Source organism: Candidatus Limimorpha avicola, from assembly GCF_056978975.1.
Genome location: NZ_DBMCYK010000003.1, coordinates 73252 through 88028 on the forward strand (window position 1 = coordinate 73252; position 14777 = coordinate 88028).

General features: G+C 36.4%; 14 protein-coding genes. 8 read left to right on the plus strand and 6 right to left on the minus strand.

Annotated elements, in window-relative coordinates:
• Positions 1 to 221: 221 nt before the first annotated feature.
• The 3 genes from ACZOVS_RS02360 to dnaB all read left to right on the plus strand — a co-directional run bounded on the left by ACZOVS_RS02360 (position 222) and on the right by dnaB (position 4687).
• A complete protein-coding gene (locus tag ACZOVS_RS02360; protein ID WP_483995632.1) occupies positions 222 to 1523 on the plus strand; it encodes an MATE family efflux transporter in 1302 nt (433 codons plus the stop codon).
• A gap of 3 nt (positions 1524 to 1526) precedes the next feature.
• Positions 1527 to 2894, plus strand: coding sequence for a hypothetical protein (locus ACZOVS_RS02365; protein WP_483995633.1), 1368 nt, complete (start codon positions 1527 to 1529; stop codon positions 2892 to 2894).
• 242 nt (positions 2895 to 3136) lie between these two features.
• A complete protein-coding gene (dnaB, locus tag ACZOVS_RS02370) occupies positions 3137 to 4687 on the plus strand; it encodes a replicative DNA helicase (RefSeq protein WP_483995634.1) in 1551 nt (516 codons plus the stop codon).
• Between the two features lie 152 nt (positions 4688 to 4839).
• Here dnaB and arcC read toward each other — a convergent pair whose 3' ends face one another.
• Positions 4840 to 5778 carry a carbamate kinase gene (gene arcC / locus ACZOVS_RS02375; protein ID WP_483995635.1) on the minus strand — a complete coding sequence of 313 codons (939 nt, stop codon included), beginning with the start codon at positions 5776 to 5778 and terminating at the stop codon, positions 4840 to 4842.
• 93 nt (positions 5779 to 5871) lie between these two features.
• On the opposite strand from arcC, the gene ACZOVS_RS02380 reads away from it, so the two are divergent.
• Positions 5872 to 6345, plus strand: a complete 474-nt coding sequence (locus ACZOVS_RS02380; RefSeq protein ID WP_483995636.1) for a hypothetical protein — start codon at positions 5872 to 5874, stop codon at positions 6343 to 6345.
• Between the two features lie 82 nt (positions 6346 to 6427).
• Here ACZOVS_RS02380 and ACZOVS_RS02385 read toward each other — a convergent pair whose 3' ends face one another.
• From ACZOVS_RS02385 to ACZOVS_RS02405, 5 genes are all read right to left on the minus strand, one after another.
• Positions 6428 to 6754: a lipocalin family protein gene (locus ACZOVS_RS02385; RefSeq protein ID WP_483995637.1), complete on the minus strand. Its 327-nt coding sequence runs from the start codon at positions 6752 to 6754 to the stop codon at positions 6428 to 6430.
• Positions 6755 to 6764: 10 nt separating this feature from the next.
• The gene (locus ACZOVS_RS02390; protein WP_483995638.1) at positions 6765 to 7115 is read right to left on the minus strand and encodes an EamA family transporter; all 351 of its coding nucleotides are present in this window, start codon (positions 7113 to 7115) and stop codon (positions 6765 to 6767) included.
• Positions 7116 to 7216: 101 nt separating this feature from the next.
• Positions 7217 to 7948, minus strand: coding sequence for a tRNA1(Val) (adenine(37)-N6)-methyltransferase (locus ACZOVS_RS02395; protein ID WP_483995639.1), 732 nt, complete (start codon positions 7946 to 7948; stop codon positions 7217 to 7219).
• A gap of 2 nt (positions 7949 to 7950) precedes the next feature.
• Positions 7951 to 8478, minus strand: a complete 528-nt coding sequence (rimM, locus tag ACZOVS_RS02400; protein WP_483995640.1) for a ribosome maturation factor RimM — start codon at positions 8476 to 8478, stop codon at positions 7951 to 7953.
• Between the two features lie 170 nt (positions 8479 to 8648).
• On the minus strand, positions 8649 to 9959 hold the full coding sequence (locus ACZOVS_RS02405) for an alginate export family protein (RefSeq protein ID WP_483995641.1): 1311 nt from the start codon (positions 9957 to 9959) through the stop codon (positions 8649 to 8651).
• A gap of 174 nt (positions 9960 to 10133) precedes the next feature.
• Here ACZOVS_RS02405 and ACZOVS_RS02410 point away from each other — a divergent pair, with 174 nt between their 5' ends.
• The 4 genes from ACZOVS_RS02410 (at position 10134) to ACZOVS_RS02425 (ending at position 14777) form a co-directional block, all read left to right on the plus strand.
• On the plus strand, positions 10134 to 11336 hold the full coding sequence (locus ACZOVS_RS02410; RefSeq protein WP_483995642.1) for a putative manganese transporter: 1203 nt from the start codon (positions 10134 to 10136) through the stop codon (positions 11334 to 11336).
• Positions 11337 to 11465: 129 nt separating this feature from the next.
• Positions 11466 to 12335: a universal stress protein gene (locus tag ACZOVS_RS02415; RefSeq protein ID WP_483995643.1), complete on the plus strand. Its 870-nt coding sequence runs from the start codon at positions 11466 to 11468 to the stop codon at positions 12333 to 12335.
• 461 nt (positions 12336 to 12796) lie between these two features.
• Positions 12797 to 13873, plus strand: a complete 1077-nt coding sequence (locus tag ACZOVS_RS02420) for an MBL fold metallo-hydrolase (protein ID WP_483995644.1) — start codon at positions 12797 to 12799, stop codon at positions 13871 to 13873.
• Between the two features lie 121 nt (positions 13874 to 13994).
• Positions 13995 to 14777, plus strand: coding sequence for a TIGR02757 family protein (locus ACZOVS_RS02425; protein WP_483995645.1), 783 nt, complete (start codon positions 13995 to 13997; stop codon positions 14775 to 14777).

Here is a 14777-nt window from a genome sequence, read left to right on the forward strand (position 1 = left end):
AATCCTCAGGTGGCAATTTTATTCTAAAAAATAAAAACAAAGTACTTTTATCATAATGACAAAAATTGTTTTTCTTGTAACATTAACCACAAAATTTCTATATATCATTGATTATAAATCAAATTTCTCTATAATATATTCAACAAAGCATCAATTTTTCAATAAACGCGTTATACAAAAGGGACGACAAACGTTAAAAGACGTATATTTGCAAAAAAAAGATGAATCGTGCGATATTGAAATTAGCGATACCCAATATTATCAGCAATATTACCATACCGTTATTGGGTTTAGTTGACATGATTCTGATGGGGCATCTCGGGTCGGCTATATATATAGGAGCCATATCATTGGGAGGCACAATTTTCAGTGTTTTATATTCTTTTTTCAGTTTTTTGAGAGCCGGTACAACAGGTTTCACGGCACAGTCATACGGCAGAGAGGATAAAATCGAAATATGTTATTCATTATTCCGGTCCATATTGATAGCAATATTAGCATCCATTCTGATAATAAGTCTGCGCAACCCTATCGCATTAATAAGTCTCAGATTGTTACAGGGCAGTGAAGAAATAAAAGAACTTGCCATAACATATTACCATATAAGGATATGGGCTGCGCCTGCCAACATGCTGCTTTATTGTTTCAACGGCTGGTTTGTTGGAATGCAAAACACTAAATTTCCTATGATTACAGCTATAACCATCAACATTTTCAATATCATTTTCAGTGCATTTTTCGTGTTAGCAATGCATCTTGATGTTGAAGGCGTTGCTTTAGGCACAGTACTTGCCCAATATTGCGGTCTTGCATTGACATTGACACTGTTTTTAATAAGATACAGAAACATTCTAATGCCTTTAAATCGCCGGACATTATTGGATTTGAGCAAGATAAAGAGATTTTTCCATGTCAATATCGACTTGATGATCAGGAGTTTTCTTTTGATAATCACCATTGCATTTTTCACCAACCAATCAGCAACTTTAGGAGATAACATATTGGCAGTCAACATGATATTGATACAGTTCTTCTATATTTTCTCATATTTCACCGACGGGTTCGCTTATGCAGGAGAAGCATTGGTAGGACGATATACAGGTGCCAGTGACATCGACAACATAAAAAAAGTCATCAAATTTCTTTTCCTTTGGGGCATCACAATAAGTCTTCCTTTCACCTTAATTTACACACTTTTCCCTGATGTCATAGTACGGCTAATATCCAATGACCCCACCATTACAGAAGCCGTGAAACCTTATCACATTTATATGATTATCATGCCTTTAGCTACTTTTGCCGCATTTTTATGGGACGGTGTATATATTGGAGCCACAGCATCGCGTGCCATACGCAACACCATGATAATATCAACCATATTGGTATTTCTTCCATGCTGGTATTACCTCATGCCAATGTTCGGCAATCACGGATTATGGACATCGTTTTTCGCTTTCATGATAACACGCGGAATATCAATGACTTTAATGGCAAAGAAAAACATCATCACAATAAAAAATTAAAATATGTTCTCATTATCAAAGTCCACATATATAAAAGGAGATCAATGTATAAAAGCGTTGTATCTCGAAAAAAACAGGTCGTTTTTAAGAGATAAAATCAGTGCAAGGCAACTTGCAGTATTCAGTCGTGGCACAAACGTAGGCATATTGGCACGTGACTGTTATCCCGGAGGACTCGACATGTCTCCAAAGTCACCTAAAATGTTTGAAAAAATGATAACAGAAACAATAAGGAACATAAACAATCCCAACGTCAACGTCCTTTATGAAGCTGTATTCAAAAATGATGATACTTTGATAATGTTGGATATCATAGTAAGAGACGGTGACAAGTGGAAAGCCATAGAAGTAAAAAGTTCTACAGCTTTAAGTACCACATATTACAAAGATGCCGCCCTGCAATATTATGTATTGAATGGCTGCGGAATACAGTTGTCTGATTTTCAACTTATGTATATCAACAGCGAATATACGAGACATGACGACATCGACTTAACACAACTGTTCAAGTGTCAGTCTGTATTAAATGACATAAAAACTTATCAAGAAGAAATACGTAACAATATACAAAAATTCAAGACAGCTTTAGGTACGAGTCATTCTCCTGCCATACCAATAGGAGTTCAATGTCATAAACCTTATATTTGCGATTTTCGGGGTCACTGTTGGAAAAACGTGCCAAAAGACAGTTATCTGTTCATGACAGCAATGAACGAAGAGATTTTATTTGAAGAATACAACAATGGTATATGTACCAATGAAGACTTCATAAGACATAACTCTCTCGACAACATTCAGCTTAAACAGATAGAGGCACTAAACAACAACACTTATTATATAAATAAGGTATCGTTCTTAAAAATGTCAGGTAACACAACCGGAAAGATTGCATATCTCAGCATGATGGATTACAACAAGACCATACCTGAGAACGAAGGAGAACATCCATACCAACCGACATTCGATGCTTTTTGCATTTTATATGAAGAAGATGAAAAAACAGTTTATCATTTTTGGGAAAAGACAGAAGAAAACAATAAGGAGGCATACAAGATTTTGGCAGACAGCATAAAGGACTTCGACAAAGTAGTGCTTTTTACACATAATGCAGATGTTTTTCATCAAATTTCCAACGAAAATCTTCCTGAAATAATCGATTTACATGCAGTTTTAATCAAGGCAGACTTCTTTCACAAAAAGATAAGACTGCATTTTACTTTAAAAAATGTTTACGAAGGAATAAAACCAGGCAACAGTATCAATGAACACGAAAGCATGATATTAAACAACAACGACAAACCCTTTATAAAAGAATGCCTCAGAAAAGAAGCAGAAGCAATAAAAGAAATATTCAACGAATGGCAGGAATGACATCTGAGAAATTTGATCATTTTTTGGGGATAATAACCAACTCATTTTATAAATAAGATCAGCATTTATAACATGCAAACTGTAAAAACAATCATAAAATCATGCAATAACTATATGTTTCCAAAAAGGCGCAAAAAACTTCACATCATTTTATCAAGCCCTTATTATCAATCATTTACAGTCATATATCAAAAGTTATCAACATATAATAAATACATCTTGTTTTGTTGTAATTTTGGGGCATGAACATTTCAGATAATAATATAAGAAATAATATAACCAGGAGATATAAAACTGCAAACCAAGCAGCGGATTTGCTCAACATGCAAGGCAGGATTCCGCCTCAGGCTGTTGATTTCGAAGAGGTCGTATTGGGCGCCATGATGCTTGAAAAAGATGCCGTCAACTCCGTCATAGACCTGTTGAATCCTGAAGTATTTTACAAGGAAGCACATCAGACAATATTCTCTGCCATAAAAGAACTGTTCACCAAGTCTGAACCAATAGATATCCTCACTGTTACAAATCAGCTGAAAACCATGGGAGAATTGGAAAGCGTAGGAGGAGCTTATTACATCTCACAGTTGACAAATCGCGTGGTATCGGCTGCCAACATCGAGTATCATGCCAGAATAATCTTGCAAAAATACATACAAAGACAGTTGATACTGATTTCATCAGAAACTATAAAAGATGCTTACGAAGACACCACTGATGTTTTTGATTTGCTTGATAATGCCGAGAACAAATTGTTCCAAATCAGTGAAAACATCTTAAAAAAAAGTCATGACAAGATGCCCGACTTAGTAAAGTTGGCAATCTCTGAGATAGAAGCAGCTAAGAACAGCAATTCCTCATTAAGAGGAGTACCGTCGGGATACACAGAACTTGACAGAATTACCCAAGGGTGGCAGAAGTCGGATCTTATTATTTTAGCGGCACGTCCGAGTATGGGAAAGACGGCTTTTGCATTGAACATGGCACGAAATGCCGCTGTAGAATTCAACAAACCGGTAGCATTTTTCTCATTAGAGATGTCATCAGTGCAACTTGTAACACGTTTAATTTCGAGTGAGACATCGTTGACAGCAGACAAATTGAGAAGCGGCAATTTAGAAGAATACGAGTGGGAACAGTTGTCAAGCAAAGTAACCCCCCTTGTCAATGCCAAGTTGTATATCGACGACACGGCGCAACTTTCTGTTTTCGACTTGAGGGCAAAATGCCGTCGTCTGAAACAACAATACGACATCCAAATGGTCTTCATTGATTATCTGCAACTTATGACTACAAAAGGAGACAAGAATGGTAACAGGGAGCAAGAGATAAGTTCTATCAGCCGCTCACTGAAAAGTCTTGCCAAAGAATTGCAAATCCCGGTACTTGCTCTTTCTCAATTAAGCCGTAATGTAGAGTCGAGAGCCGGCTCCAAGAAACCAATCTTGTCTGACTTGCGTGAGTCCGGTGCCATTGAACAAGATGCCGATGTGGTAGTATTCATTTACAGACCTGAATATTATGGACTTAACGATGATAACAACGAACCCGCCAAAGGCAAGGCCGTAATAAGCATCGCCAAGCATCGTAATGGTAAATTAGGTGAAGTTGAATTAAGGTTTGTGGGACAATATGCACGTTTTGAAGATCCTGAAAGAATGTATAACAAAGTGGACAACAACACTTTTGACATGTTGAGACCCAATAGTGGTTTCAATGTCAGAATAAGTTCCAGAATAAACGACCAAAGCAACTTTGACGACAGTGACAGTTTCGAGTTCAGTCAAGATGAATGAACATCATTCTGCAAATTACAATACTCCATTGCACAACAAGGTATTTGTACACGATAATTTTTAGAAGATAAAAAAATACGAGGTGGCTACGAATCTTTCGATTTGATGCACCCCGTATCAGCAATATATTATAAAATCAATAAAAAGAACGTTTATTTTACTATTATAGTGCCTGTACCAGGAATTGAGAGACTATCAGCATCAGTAATGACAGCTTCATTGCCTGTAGCCTCAACGAAGCGTATTGCAGCACGCATTTTTGGAGCCATGCTCCCTTCGGTGAACTGCCCCTCTTCAAGATATTTCTTAGCCTCAGCCACTGTTATTTTACCGAGTGCCTGTTGATTTTCTTTCTTAAAATTGATATAAGCCTGAGGCACATCCGTCAAGATATAGAAAGCATCAGCTTTAGTATCTATTGCGGTAAGAGAAGAAGCGAGGTCTTTGTCAATGACGGCTTCTACGCCATAGGTATAACCATTTTCTTCTATTACCGGTATGCCGCCTCCACCCACTGTGATGACGATATTACCAGCGTTTGCAAGTTGTTCGACTATATCGATATTCATTATTTTTTTCGGTTGAGGAGAAGGCACCACCTTACGCCAGCCTCTTCCACGCGGGTCTTCCTTAAAGACCGAACCTGTAGTTTCAGCATATTCTTCAGCTTCTTCTTCCGAATAATACGGTCCTACAGGCTTGGTGGGATTAAGAAACATAGGGTCGTTTTTATCTACCACCACCTGTGTCACCATCGTTACAACTCTTCTGTTAATCTTTTCTTCAGCAAGCACCTTTCTAAAACCGAGTTCTATCAGATAACCAATAGAGCCCTGAGTCTCCGATACACAATAATCCATCGGCATAGCTTCAACAGAGAACACCTTTAATCCCGCCTCATGTTGCAACATCACGTTACCGACCTGAGGTCCGTTGCCATGTCCTATTATCAGTTTATCACCTCTTTTAATGAAACTTGCCAATGACTGACATGTCTCAGTAACATTCTGTATCTGTTCTTGATAAGTACCTTTTTGATTACTTCTCAACAAAGCATTTCCACCGAGAGCTACAACAATTAATTTACTCATATATATCTAAATCAATTTCATAAAAAAGAGTGCAAATATAATAAGTTTTTCAATATTTTAATTATTTTTGCAAAAATTTTTAAAAATCTTCTTATGAAAAGATTATGTTTTTATTTCCTATTTACATTAGGTTTCTTTTTGATTTCGTGCAATGACACCATCGAACAAAAGACTGACCAAAAAAGCGATAACAAAGCAGAACAACCTGCTGCCGATGTTGTAAAACCGGTACGAAAACCTGTCGAACAGCCTAAGGACCACAAACCGGGCAAACAAAAAGTTGTTATTAAAGCTAATCAAAAGAAAGATATACAATTTGTCGATGTAACTTTAGAATCGGCTATTGCCGATTTCGACAAAGAAGTGGTTGCTGCAAAAAACTGCGAAGCTCTCATAAGAGCATGTGTCAATTTTGACAAGAAATGCAAACATTTGTGCAGCAACGATGAAAGCCTAACAATACCAATTATTGAAAAACGAGAAGATGTTTATAAGATAAGGCAATTTGTCGAAGAAAAAAGTTCCGCCTTATGTATAACATCACAAATTAAACCGAATAACAAATAATAAATACAATTCACAAAAAATGAGCAATACCGATATTGTTATTGCTCATTTTTTCATCTCAAACGAGACAGAATTTTTCTGCTTATTTTCTATTGTACTCTATTCTGTAACCATTTTGGCTAAGTACAAGAGTTGTCTTCGAAACACTTTCAATCTTCATAGTATCGGAAAACTCTTTTTTGACAGAGCCATTATTAAAACCATTCAATATCAAAAAATCCCCATCTTTCTCCCATGCAGTAAACTCAATAAAGTCCAGATTGACACTTGATGCAGAACCATCCTTATGTAAAATAAATCCCTCTTCCTGTGTCGCAGAAGTTTGAGGTTGAATCCATGTTCCCACCATTGGAGAAGTACATGACATCATCATAAAAGCGATGCATAAAATACCAAATATACGTTTCATAATCAATAATTTATCTTGTTAAAAGAGCTACACCTATTATAATGAAAGCAATGCCTGTCCATTTTATCGAAGATACCATCTCGCCAAGAAAAAACATCGCAAGCAATGTGGTAAAAATATAACTGATACTCGTTAATGGATACACAAGCGACAAATCATAATGTTTCAACATATAGAGCCATAAAAGCATTGCCAACAAAAACGATATTACAGACAGTCCCAACTGCCACGACAAAAAACCTTTCAAATATACCCATTTCAAAGATATTCTATCCACTCTATCCAACCCCATTTTCAGCAACAGTTGTCCTCCTGCAAGGAACAACGATTGTATGAAAGCCATGACTACCAGTTTAAACATAATCCACTATTAGGTTGCAAATTTACAAATTTTTATAAAGTAAAAAATAAAAACAAGATTATTTTATTCAGTTTCCGACAATCCAAGAACATAATCCCAATTTATTTTATCGGGTCAAGATAATAATCTTTCAAAAAAAGCTTATATGATTCAGTATAAGAATGGTCTTCATTACGTATCACAAAATCTTCCACATCTGGTTTTTCGACTTGATATCCGACAAATTGCATATTAACCCTATTAGGATTCTTTCCCATAACAGGTATTATTCTCATCATCTTAAAAAGATTGAATCCATATTGAGAAGCGCAAAGTATAAACCGACTAGACTCTATCATTGGCAATACCACAGATAAACGACCTTTTCGCTTCAACAATGAAGCCACGACTGTCAACAAGTCGGTATAACTCAGCGAACCGGCATGACGAGCAAGTATCTTGCGGGGATTTGAAGGTATATTGTCGCCATAAAAAAACGGAGGATTTGAAATTATCAAGTCGTACTTTCTCTCTGCTGCAGAGGCGAAATTACGTATATCACAATGATATACAGACAGTTGTTTATCCCACACTGAGTTTTTAAAATTGTAATTCGCCTCAATACTCGAAGGTTCGTCAATCTCCACAGCGTCAATGACACCTGGACATCTCGAATCACGTTTTTGAGCAAGCATCAAAGGTATGATGCCACAGCCTGTACCAATGTCGAGAATATCATCATCATCGGAGATATCTGTCCAGCAAGCAAGCAAAACAGCATCAGTACCTATTCTCATAGTGGAATTATGATGAAACAGTCCGAATTTTTTGAACAAGAAAGGTCTTTTATCCATAATCACATGTTGAGATACATATCAATAAGTCCTTCAGGAGCATCAACGACAATACGTTCTGTATCTCTGTCTATTTCTCTTATGATATGTTCATGAACAGGCATCAGAATTTCTTTTCCATCTCTCATAACCTGAATGACAGCCTGAGTAGGATATTCAAACACATCTGCGACGACGCCTACCACGCCAAAATGGATATCTTCCAAAACAAAACCTATCACCTCTCTCCCATAAAATCTGTTGCCGCACAAAACAGGTAACAAAGACAGAGGAAGATACACCGGTTTCCCAACAAAAGATGCGGCCTCTTCAATATTATCCACATCCTGTATGGCAATAAAAAGTTTATTATTGCCGAACGAGACCGATTTCAGAAAATATGGAATCTTAATATCATTGATTTCTATAAGAATATATTCAATATCATTATAGTCGAAATTATCTTTTGCATCTATTCTCAATGTCAATTCTCCTTTGATGCCATGAGTTTTTACGATTTTGCCGAAATAGAAAACATCATCTTTTGCCATAATCACAATTTTATGCAAAGATATAAAAAACGAGCGAGACAGCAATAAAAAAAGCGATTGGACGAGCTTTGATACCATACCGATTCAGCAGATAAAGGCAACTGCTACCCGTCACAATCACTTTTTTATCAAGAGACATCATTAAAATGTCATAATCTTTTTTCTTTGTATTATTTAATAAATACAGGTTTGAAGACAAACATCACATACGCCCAATTATTACAGGCATTATGGTCTCCTCCCTTAAGGTTCTGCAATGTTTTAGTACCAAACATCTGGCTATAGCCCATCACTACACTAGAAGAATTGGATATTCTGTAAGACATTGTCAAATCAAGTTCCACACCGAGAAAGCTATCCATGGTCTTATCGGTAGTACCATTTTCTATAACTGTAGCGGCAGACATAAAACCATGGGCTGTAAGATTCAGTTCGCAACGTTTGCGTGAATACTGAATGTATGCAAATATATCATTGAGACCAACAGAGTTGGCAAAATCGCCATTGGTATTAAAGTAATCCATGTAACCGTTAAACTTGTGAGCTGTAGTATAGAACGGATTAAAAGATCTATTTTTATAATTTTGAGGGTCATCGATGACATCTTTCTGACTCGTACCGGAGAGTAATTCCCAACCGAGTCCGATATTCCAATCGTTACTTACAGCCTTATCGATACCTAAACCAACATAATAAGCTGACAAATCACGGTCGGCAGTATCTTTACCCATAGTATAATAAGCAGAAGCATGAAACATCCAGGTATTCGGAGTGAAAGTCAATCTACCGCCTATAGTCTGATTGAATACATTCTTCGTTTTATCTTTGGGAGTATCGTCAACAATTTCGATATAGTCATACTGATAACCGTTATTAAGGAAAAGCAAGCTCAATTTCATATTATGAGTGAGAGGGGTGTTAAACCATACAAACTGCATTGTCTTGTAATTGTTACGCAGATCGTAATATGAACCGTTGAGCCGTTCTTCCGACTGGTTGTAGGCAATACCGACATCCAAAAACATTCGTCCGCCGTACTTCAACAACAAGACATCATGACTTCTACCCTGCTGTGTCCAATTAGAATTACCGAAAATACGCTGATCATCATAGACAAGTTCCTGACGTCCCACTTTGATGGAGAAATTGTCGGTGATAAACACCTGACCCCAAGCCTGGTGCAACGACATGGTATTTGATGTTTTGAACAACTGAGATTCTGACCCCCAAAGAAAAACATCTTGTATGGAAATACCGAGTTTGACATTATCTTTGGCATAACCAAAATTAATTCTTGTACGTTGAGATGTAAAACCGGCAGGGTCAGAATCTTTATCTGTCAACGTCGAATAACCATGACGGTATTCCATACGAGGTCTTACTTCACCGCTAAGGCTAAACTGTGCATACATTTGTGTCGTCAAAAGCAATGTAAAAAAAGACAACACCGATAACTTTTGTAACAAAGATTTTCCATTCATATTTGTAAATTTTTATGCAAAACAAGATAGATTTAATAATTGTTTAATATTAACAATTTGATAACTAACAATTTATATATTATAATCTATTAAAAGTGATTTTTATCGCTTTATAACAATGATATTTTAAAAAAAAGATGCAATTTTGCACAGTTTCAAAGAAAAACAAACATCATGATATCACATGCATTGGTTCTCATTCTACAACAGACACTTATCATCACAGCATTTGTTCTTGGCATGATGATGATAATAGAATTCATAAATGTAAGGACGAGAGGATTATGGTCTAAGAAACTGCAGGCATCACCATGGATTCAGATTTTAGTCTGTGCCATAATGGGAATCATACCCGGCTGTTTAGGAACATATACAGCAGTGTCATTATATGTGCATCGTGTCGTCAACTTTCCGGCTTTGATGGCAGCATTGATAGCAACCACAGGAGACGAGTCTTTCTTCATGTTTTCACTATTTCCACGTAAAGCACTGATAATAACTGCGATATTGTTTATATTGTCAATAATTACAGGTTTTGTCCTGCAAACGATAATGAAAAACAAATTTGTCGGACTTAAGAAAGAGACATCATTTCCATTGCATGATAACGAACACGAATGCGGACATACACACCATCATATCAAGTCCAACTTTAAAAACATAACTTTTGTAAGAGCATTACTCATCACCGGTTGTGTCGGCATAATATTATTAATAACAGGTGGATTTATAGATGGCTCTCACCAGTTAAGTCTTTTGATGGGAGGACAAAATGAAGAAACAGTCATAGAATCATTCGAAGAACACAATTATTTCAAAGAGAAGACAGCAACAGTAATACATGATGATTATCATCATGATACACATAGTCATCAAGGAAATGGCAAAACACACCATCATGATCATGGCGGTGAAGCCGACTGGATACGTTATACGCTTCTCGTCATGTTTTCCATTATCTTAATCATTGTAATAGTCGCCAAAGAGCATTTCCTCGAAGAACATTTATGGGAACATGTCATAAAAGTGCATCTTCCCAAAATATTTTTATGGACATTCGGTGTTATTGCAGTATTGACAATTTTGAACCAATACATCAACATTCAGGAAGTTGTGTCATCAAACACTATTTTAGTACTGACAATAGCACTATTGGTAGGCATTATACCGCAGTCAGGACCTCATTTGCTGTTCGTATTGCTTTTTGCACAAGGCAGCATACCTGTCAGCATACTTCTTGCCAACTCAATAGTGCAGGATGGGCACGGAGCATTGCCGTTATTGGCTGAATCACGCAAAGCCTTTTTCCTTTCAAAAGGCGTAAGTATTATCATAGGAGCACTTATAGGCATTGCCGGACTAATTTTCGGGTTCTAAAAATATTTTAACGACATATGTAAAAAGCAAAAAATAATGTTAAAAATTCATCTGTAAAAAAATAAAAGGTCATAATATCATTATCAATTTAAAAAAAAATTTAATTTTGTAACAAAAAACGACCTTAATATGAGAATAATACTTTCGACAGATTTCACAGAAGACAATGAAGCACTATTCCCTTACGCCATTGATTTATTAAGGACTATTGGAGGTGAAATAATTGTATTTCATGCATATATGGATCAATGTTTTGTCAGTGACAGCAGTTATCCCGGTAATTTTGAGAATAACAACTTCTTCACAAGCGAGTTTATCACTGAATTGGAAAGCACGGCTCGAGAAGAGATGGAAGAGAAAAAACGTTATCTCACCGACCTGATTAAAGAAGAAAACCTTGATAATATCAGTGTTGAATCTGTCCTCGTTGGCGGAGAGCCGGAAAGTGAATTGATAAGACTTGCAGACATGAAAAAGCCGGACCTCATACTGATGGGAACAAGAGGAAAAGGCAAAAAACGTTTCCTTGAAGGCAGTTTGGCAAAAAGCGTAATGACAAAAATCAAGATACCGTTGCTATCCATCCCAATAGGCTACCACTGGCGTAAAAGTACCGATATACTGTACGCCACTAACTTCGGTAAATTCGACATCTGTATCATAGAACAGATCTTCGAGATATTGAGACCTTACTCGCCTCATATACATGTAGTACATTTTGTCTCACATGACGACAGCACTAAAGAATCATTGCTTATGGAAGAATTGTCAAAAGCCTTTGAGACAAAGGAATATGAAGGAGACATACATTTTCAATTGATACATACCGGTAACCCGGCTGAAGCTCTTAGAATATTCTGTGAACGAAACGACATCAGTCTCACATCATTCGTGGCATATAGAAAAGGATTGTTGGATTATATTTTCCGCGACAAACTCGATAAGGACGATTTCTTCAACCTCGGTCTTCCCATGCTGACATTCAAAGATATTGACTAATTGTCATCACCTAACAATTTGCTCAAGAGAAGAACAAAAAACGTCTTTCGAGAAGAAATATTTAATCAATTGTAAACCGTTTGATTGGGCAACCATTTTTACCATACTCACTATATTGAGCTTTTTCTCATAAGTGTATTTCATAAAAAACATCCCATTAGTTTTTTGTCTAACTATGGGGTTGCAAATCAAACTTGTTAGATAGTTTATTTCATTACTTTGCAAATATAACAGAAATGAAAATGTTGCATTCATGTCCTGATTTTTAACATAGACAATGTGACATTAAAGGGTCAGAACATATAAAACCCTAAGGTGTTTTTATCATTTCATAAAAAATCTTTTTCTTAATTCACTGCGTTTTACTGATTTTTTCCATTATGTGATTTAAAAATAATACCAATCTGGAAACTTAGTTTGATAATATAAAGTTGTATTTTTGTATTTCTCAAACAGGAATCATGAAAACGACAATAATAATAACATCGATATTGACAGTCATAATATTAAGTGTGATAATATTTATCAATCAACCATCATTCGGACGTTTGCCCCGTGGAGAACGCAAAGCAAGAATTGAACAATCGCCAAATTACATGAACGGTGCTTTTCGCAACAGAGAATCAACGATAATGACAACAGAGAAAAGCAGATTAAGGTTGATGACAGATTTTGTTTTAGGTAGAAAAAATGACAACATACGTCCGGACAAGCCATTCCATGTCATCAAAAATGACCTTAAAAAACTGGATAAAAATGAAAATATCATGGTATGGTTTGGTCATTCTTCATATCTTTTACAGATAAATGGTATTGCATTACTTGTTGACCCGGTATTCTACAAAGGCTCTCCTGTCTCTTTTATCAACAAAGCTTTTGAAGGTACCGATGTTTTCAAACCGGACGACATGCCGCATATCGATTATTTAATAATTACACACGACCATTGGGATCATTTGGATTATAAAACAGTAAAAAAACTGCACGACAAAACAGATAAGGTAATATGTCCACTCGGCGTAGGAGAACATTTTGAACGATGGGGATATGATAAAAACATTCTCATGGAATTAGATTGGTATGATTTTATAGCACTTACGGACAACACAAAAATACATTGCATGCCAGCGAGACATTTCTCCGGTCGCGGCTTGAAATCCAATCAGACATTATGGGCTTCGTATGTCATACAATCTTCAGAAGGATGTATTTTCCTCAACGGCGACAGCGGCTATGGCAAGCATTATGCCGAAATTGGAAATATGTTTCCCGACATAGACCTTGCCATTCTTGAAAACGGACAATATAACGAGAATTGGAAATATATTCATACCATGCCACAATATTTGACAAATGAGATTAATGATTTGGGAACCAAAAATATAATTACTGTCCATCATTCCAAGTTCGCCCTATCAACACACCCATGGTACGAACCATTGGATAATGCAAGACGTCTTTCTGAAAATTCCAATGCCAATGTAATTATGCCTGCAATAGGCGAGATAATAAAATTGGATAGCATTTTAAATCATTGATATCAAATAATCAATACACAAATACGATATTTTTTGTCATATCTTAAACTATATTTTTTCAGAAAAAAGACTTTCATGGCAGAATATTTGACTTTTTTTCACATATTTGCAAAAAATTCCCATGTATAATATAAAAAACCATCTCGACCTTTTAGTTGAACGATACAACACAGAAGAATTCATCAAAGACGACCCTGTGCAGTTTCCTCATAGGTACAAAGAAAAACGTGACATAGAAATAGTATCTTTTCTCATTGCCACCATTGCGTGGGGAAAAAGGAGCATGATATTGAACTCATCCAACAGATTATTGAATATCATGGGAGTATCTCCATTCGATTTTATCATGTCCGATGGATACGAAAGACTCGACCCTGCCGCTTGTGTACACAGAACCTTTTTCAACAGAGATTTGATATATTATTGTAAAGGTTTGAAAGACATATATCTAAAATATGACTTCATAGAAGACCTTTTCACTCTCGGTGGAAATCATGATACATGGCAAGGCATACAATATTTCAGAGATGCCATGCAAAAAGCCAATTTTAATGAAAGCAGCAAGCATATCAGCAATCCTTCATGCGAGATGCCCAATAAAGGTTCTGCATGCAAGAGACTGCATCTGGCATTGCGCTGGTTGGTACGTGATGACGGTATTGTGGATTTAGGTATTTGGAAAAAATTCAAACCATCAGATCTGATGATACCTTTAGATGTACATGTTGCAAGAGTCTCGCGTGCAATCAATTTGTTGACTCGCAAAAGCAATGACCGACAAGCTGTAGAACAATTGACTGAGAGACTGCGACAATTCGATTCCGAAGACCCTGTACGTTATGACTTTGCTCTTTTTGCCGTAGAACTTGATGATAACAACACAATTTCTTTAATTTCCAAATAA

Bases quoted from the DNA above. Each gene is read 5' to 3' on its own strand.
- ACZOVS_RS02360 (WP_483995632.1), top strand. From the start codon at position 222: ATGAATCGTGCGATATTGAAATTAGCGATACCCAATATTATCAGCAAT.
- ACZOVS_RS02365 (WP_483995633.1), top strand. From the start codon at position 1,527: ATGTTCTCATTATCAAAGTCCACATATATAAAAGGAGATCAATGTATA.
- dnaB (WP_483995634.1), top strand. From the start codon at position 3,137: ATGAACATTTCAGATAATAATATAAGAAATAATATAACCAGGAGATAT.
- arcC (WP_483995635.1), bottom strand. From the start codon at position 5,778: ATGAGTAAATTAATTGTTGTAGCTCTCGGTGGAAATGCTTTGTTGAGA.
- ACZOVS_RS02380 (WP_483995636.1), top strand. From the start codon at position 5,872: ATGAAAAGATTATGTTTTTATTTCCTATTTACATTAGGTTTCTTTTTG.
- ACZOVS_RS02385 (WP_483995637.1), bottom strand. From the start codon at position 6,754: ATGAAACGTATATTTGGTATTTTATGCATCGCTTTTATGATGATGTCA.
- ACZOVS_RS02390 (WP_483995638.1), bottom strand. From the start codon at position 7,115: ATGTTTAAACTGGTAGTCATGGCTTTCATACAATCGTTGTTCCTTGCA.
- ACZOVS_RS02395 (WP_483995639.1), bottom strand. From the start codon at position 7,948: ATGGATAAAAGACCTTTCTTGTTCAAAAAATTCGGACTGTTTCATCAT.
- rimM (WP_483995640.1), bottom strand. From the start codon at position 8,478: ATGGCAAAAGATGATGTTTTCTATTTCGGCAAAATCGTAAAAACTCAT.
- ACZOVS_RS02405 (WP_483995641.1), bottom strand. From the start codon at position 9,959: ATGAATGGAAAATCTTTGTTACAAAAGTTATCGGTGTTGTCTTTTTTT.
- ACZOVS_RS02410 (WP_483995642.1), top strand. From the start codon at position 10,134: ATGATATCACATGCATTGGTTCTCATTCTACAACAGACACTTATCATC.
- ACZOVS_RS02415 (WP_483995643.1), top strand. From the start codon at position 11,466: ATGAGAATAATACTTTCGACAGATTTCACAGAAGACAATGAAGCACTA.
- ACZOVS_RS02420 (WP_483995644.1), top strand. From the start codon at position 12,797: ATGAAAACGACAATAATAATAACATCGATATTGACAGTCATAATATTA.
- ACZOVS_RS02425 (WP_483995645.1), top strand. From the start codon at position 13,995: ATGTATAATATAAAAAACCATCTCGACCTTTTAGTTGAACGATACAAC.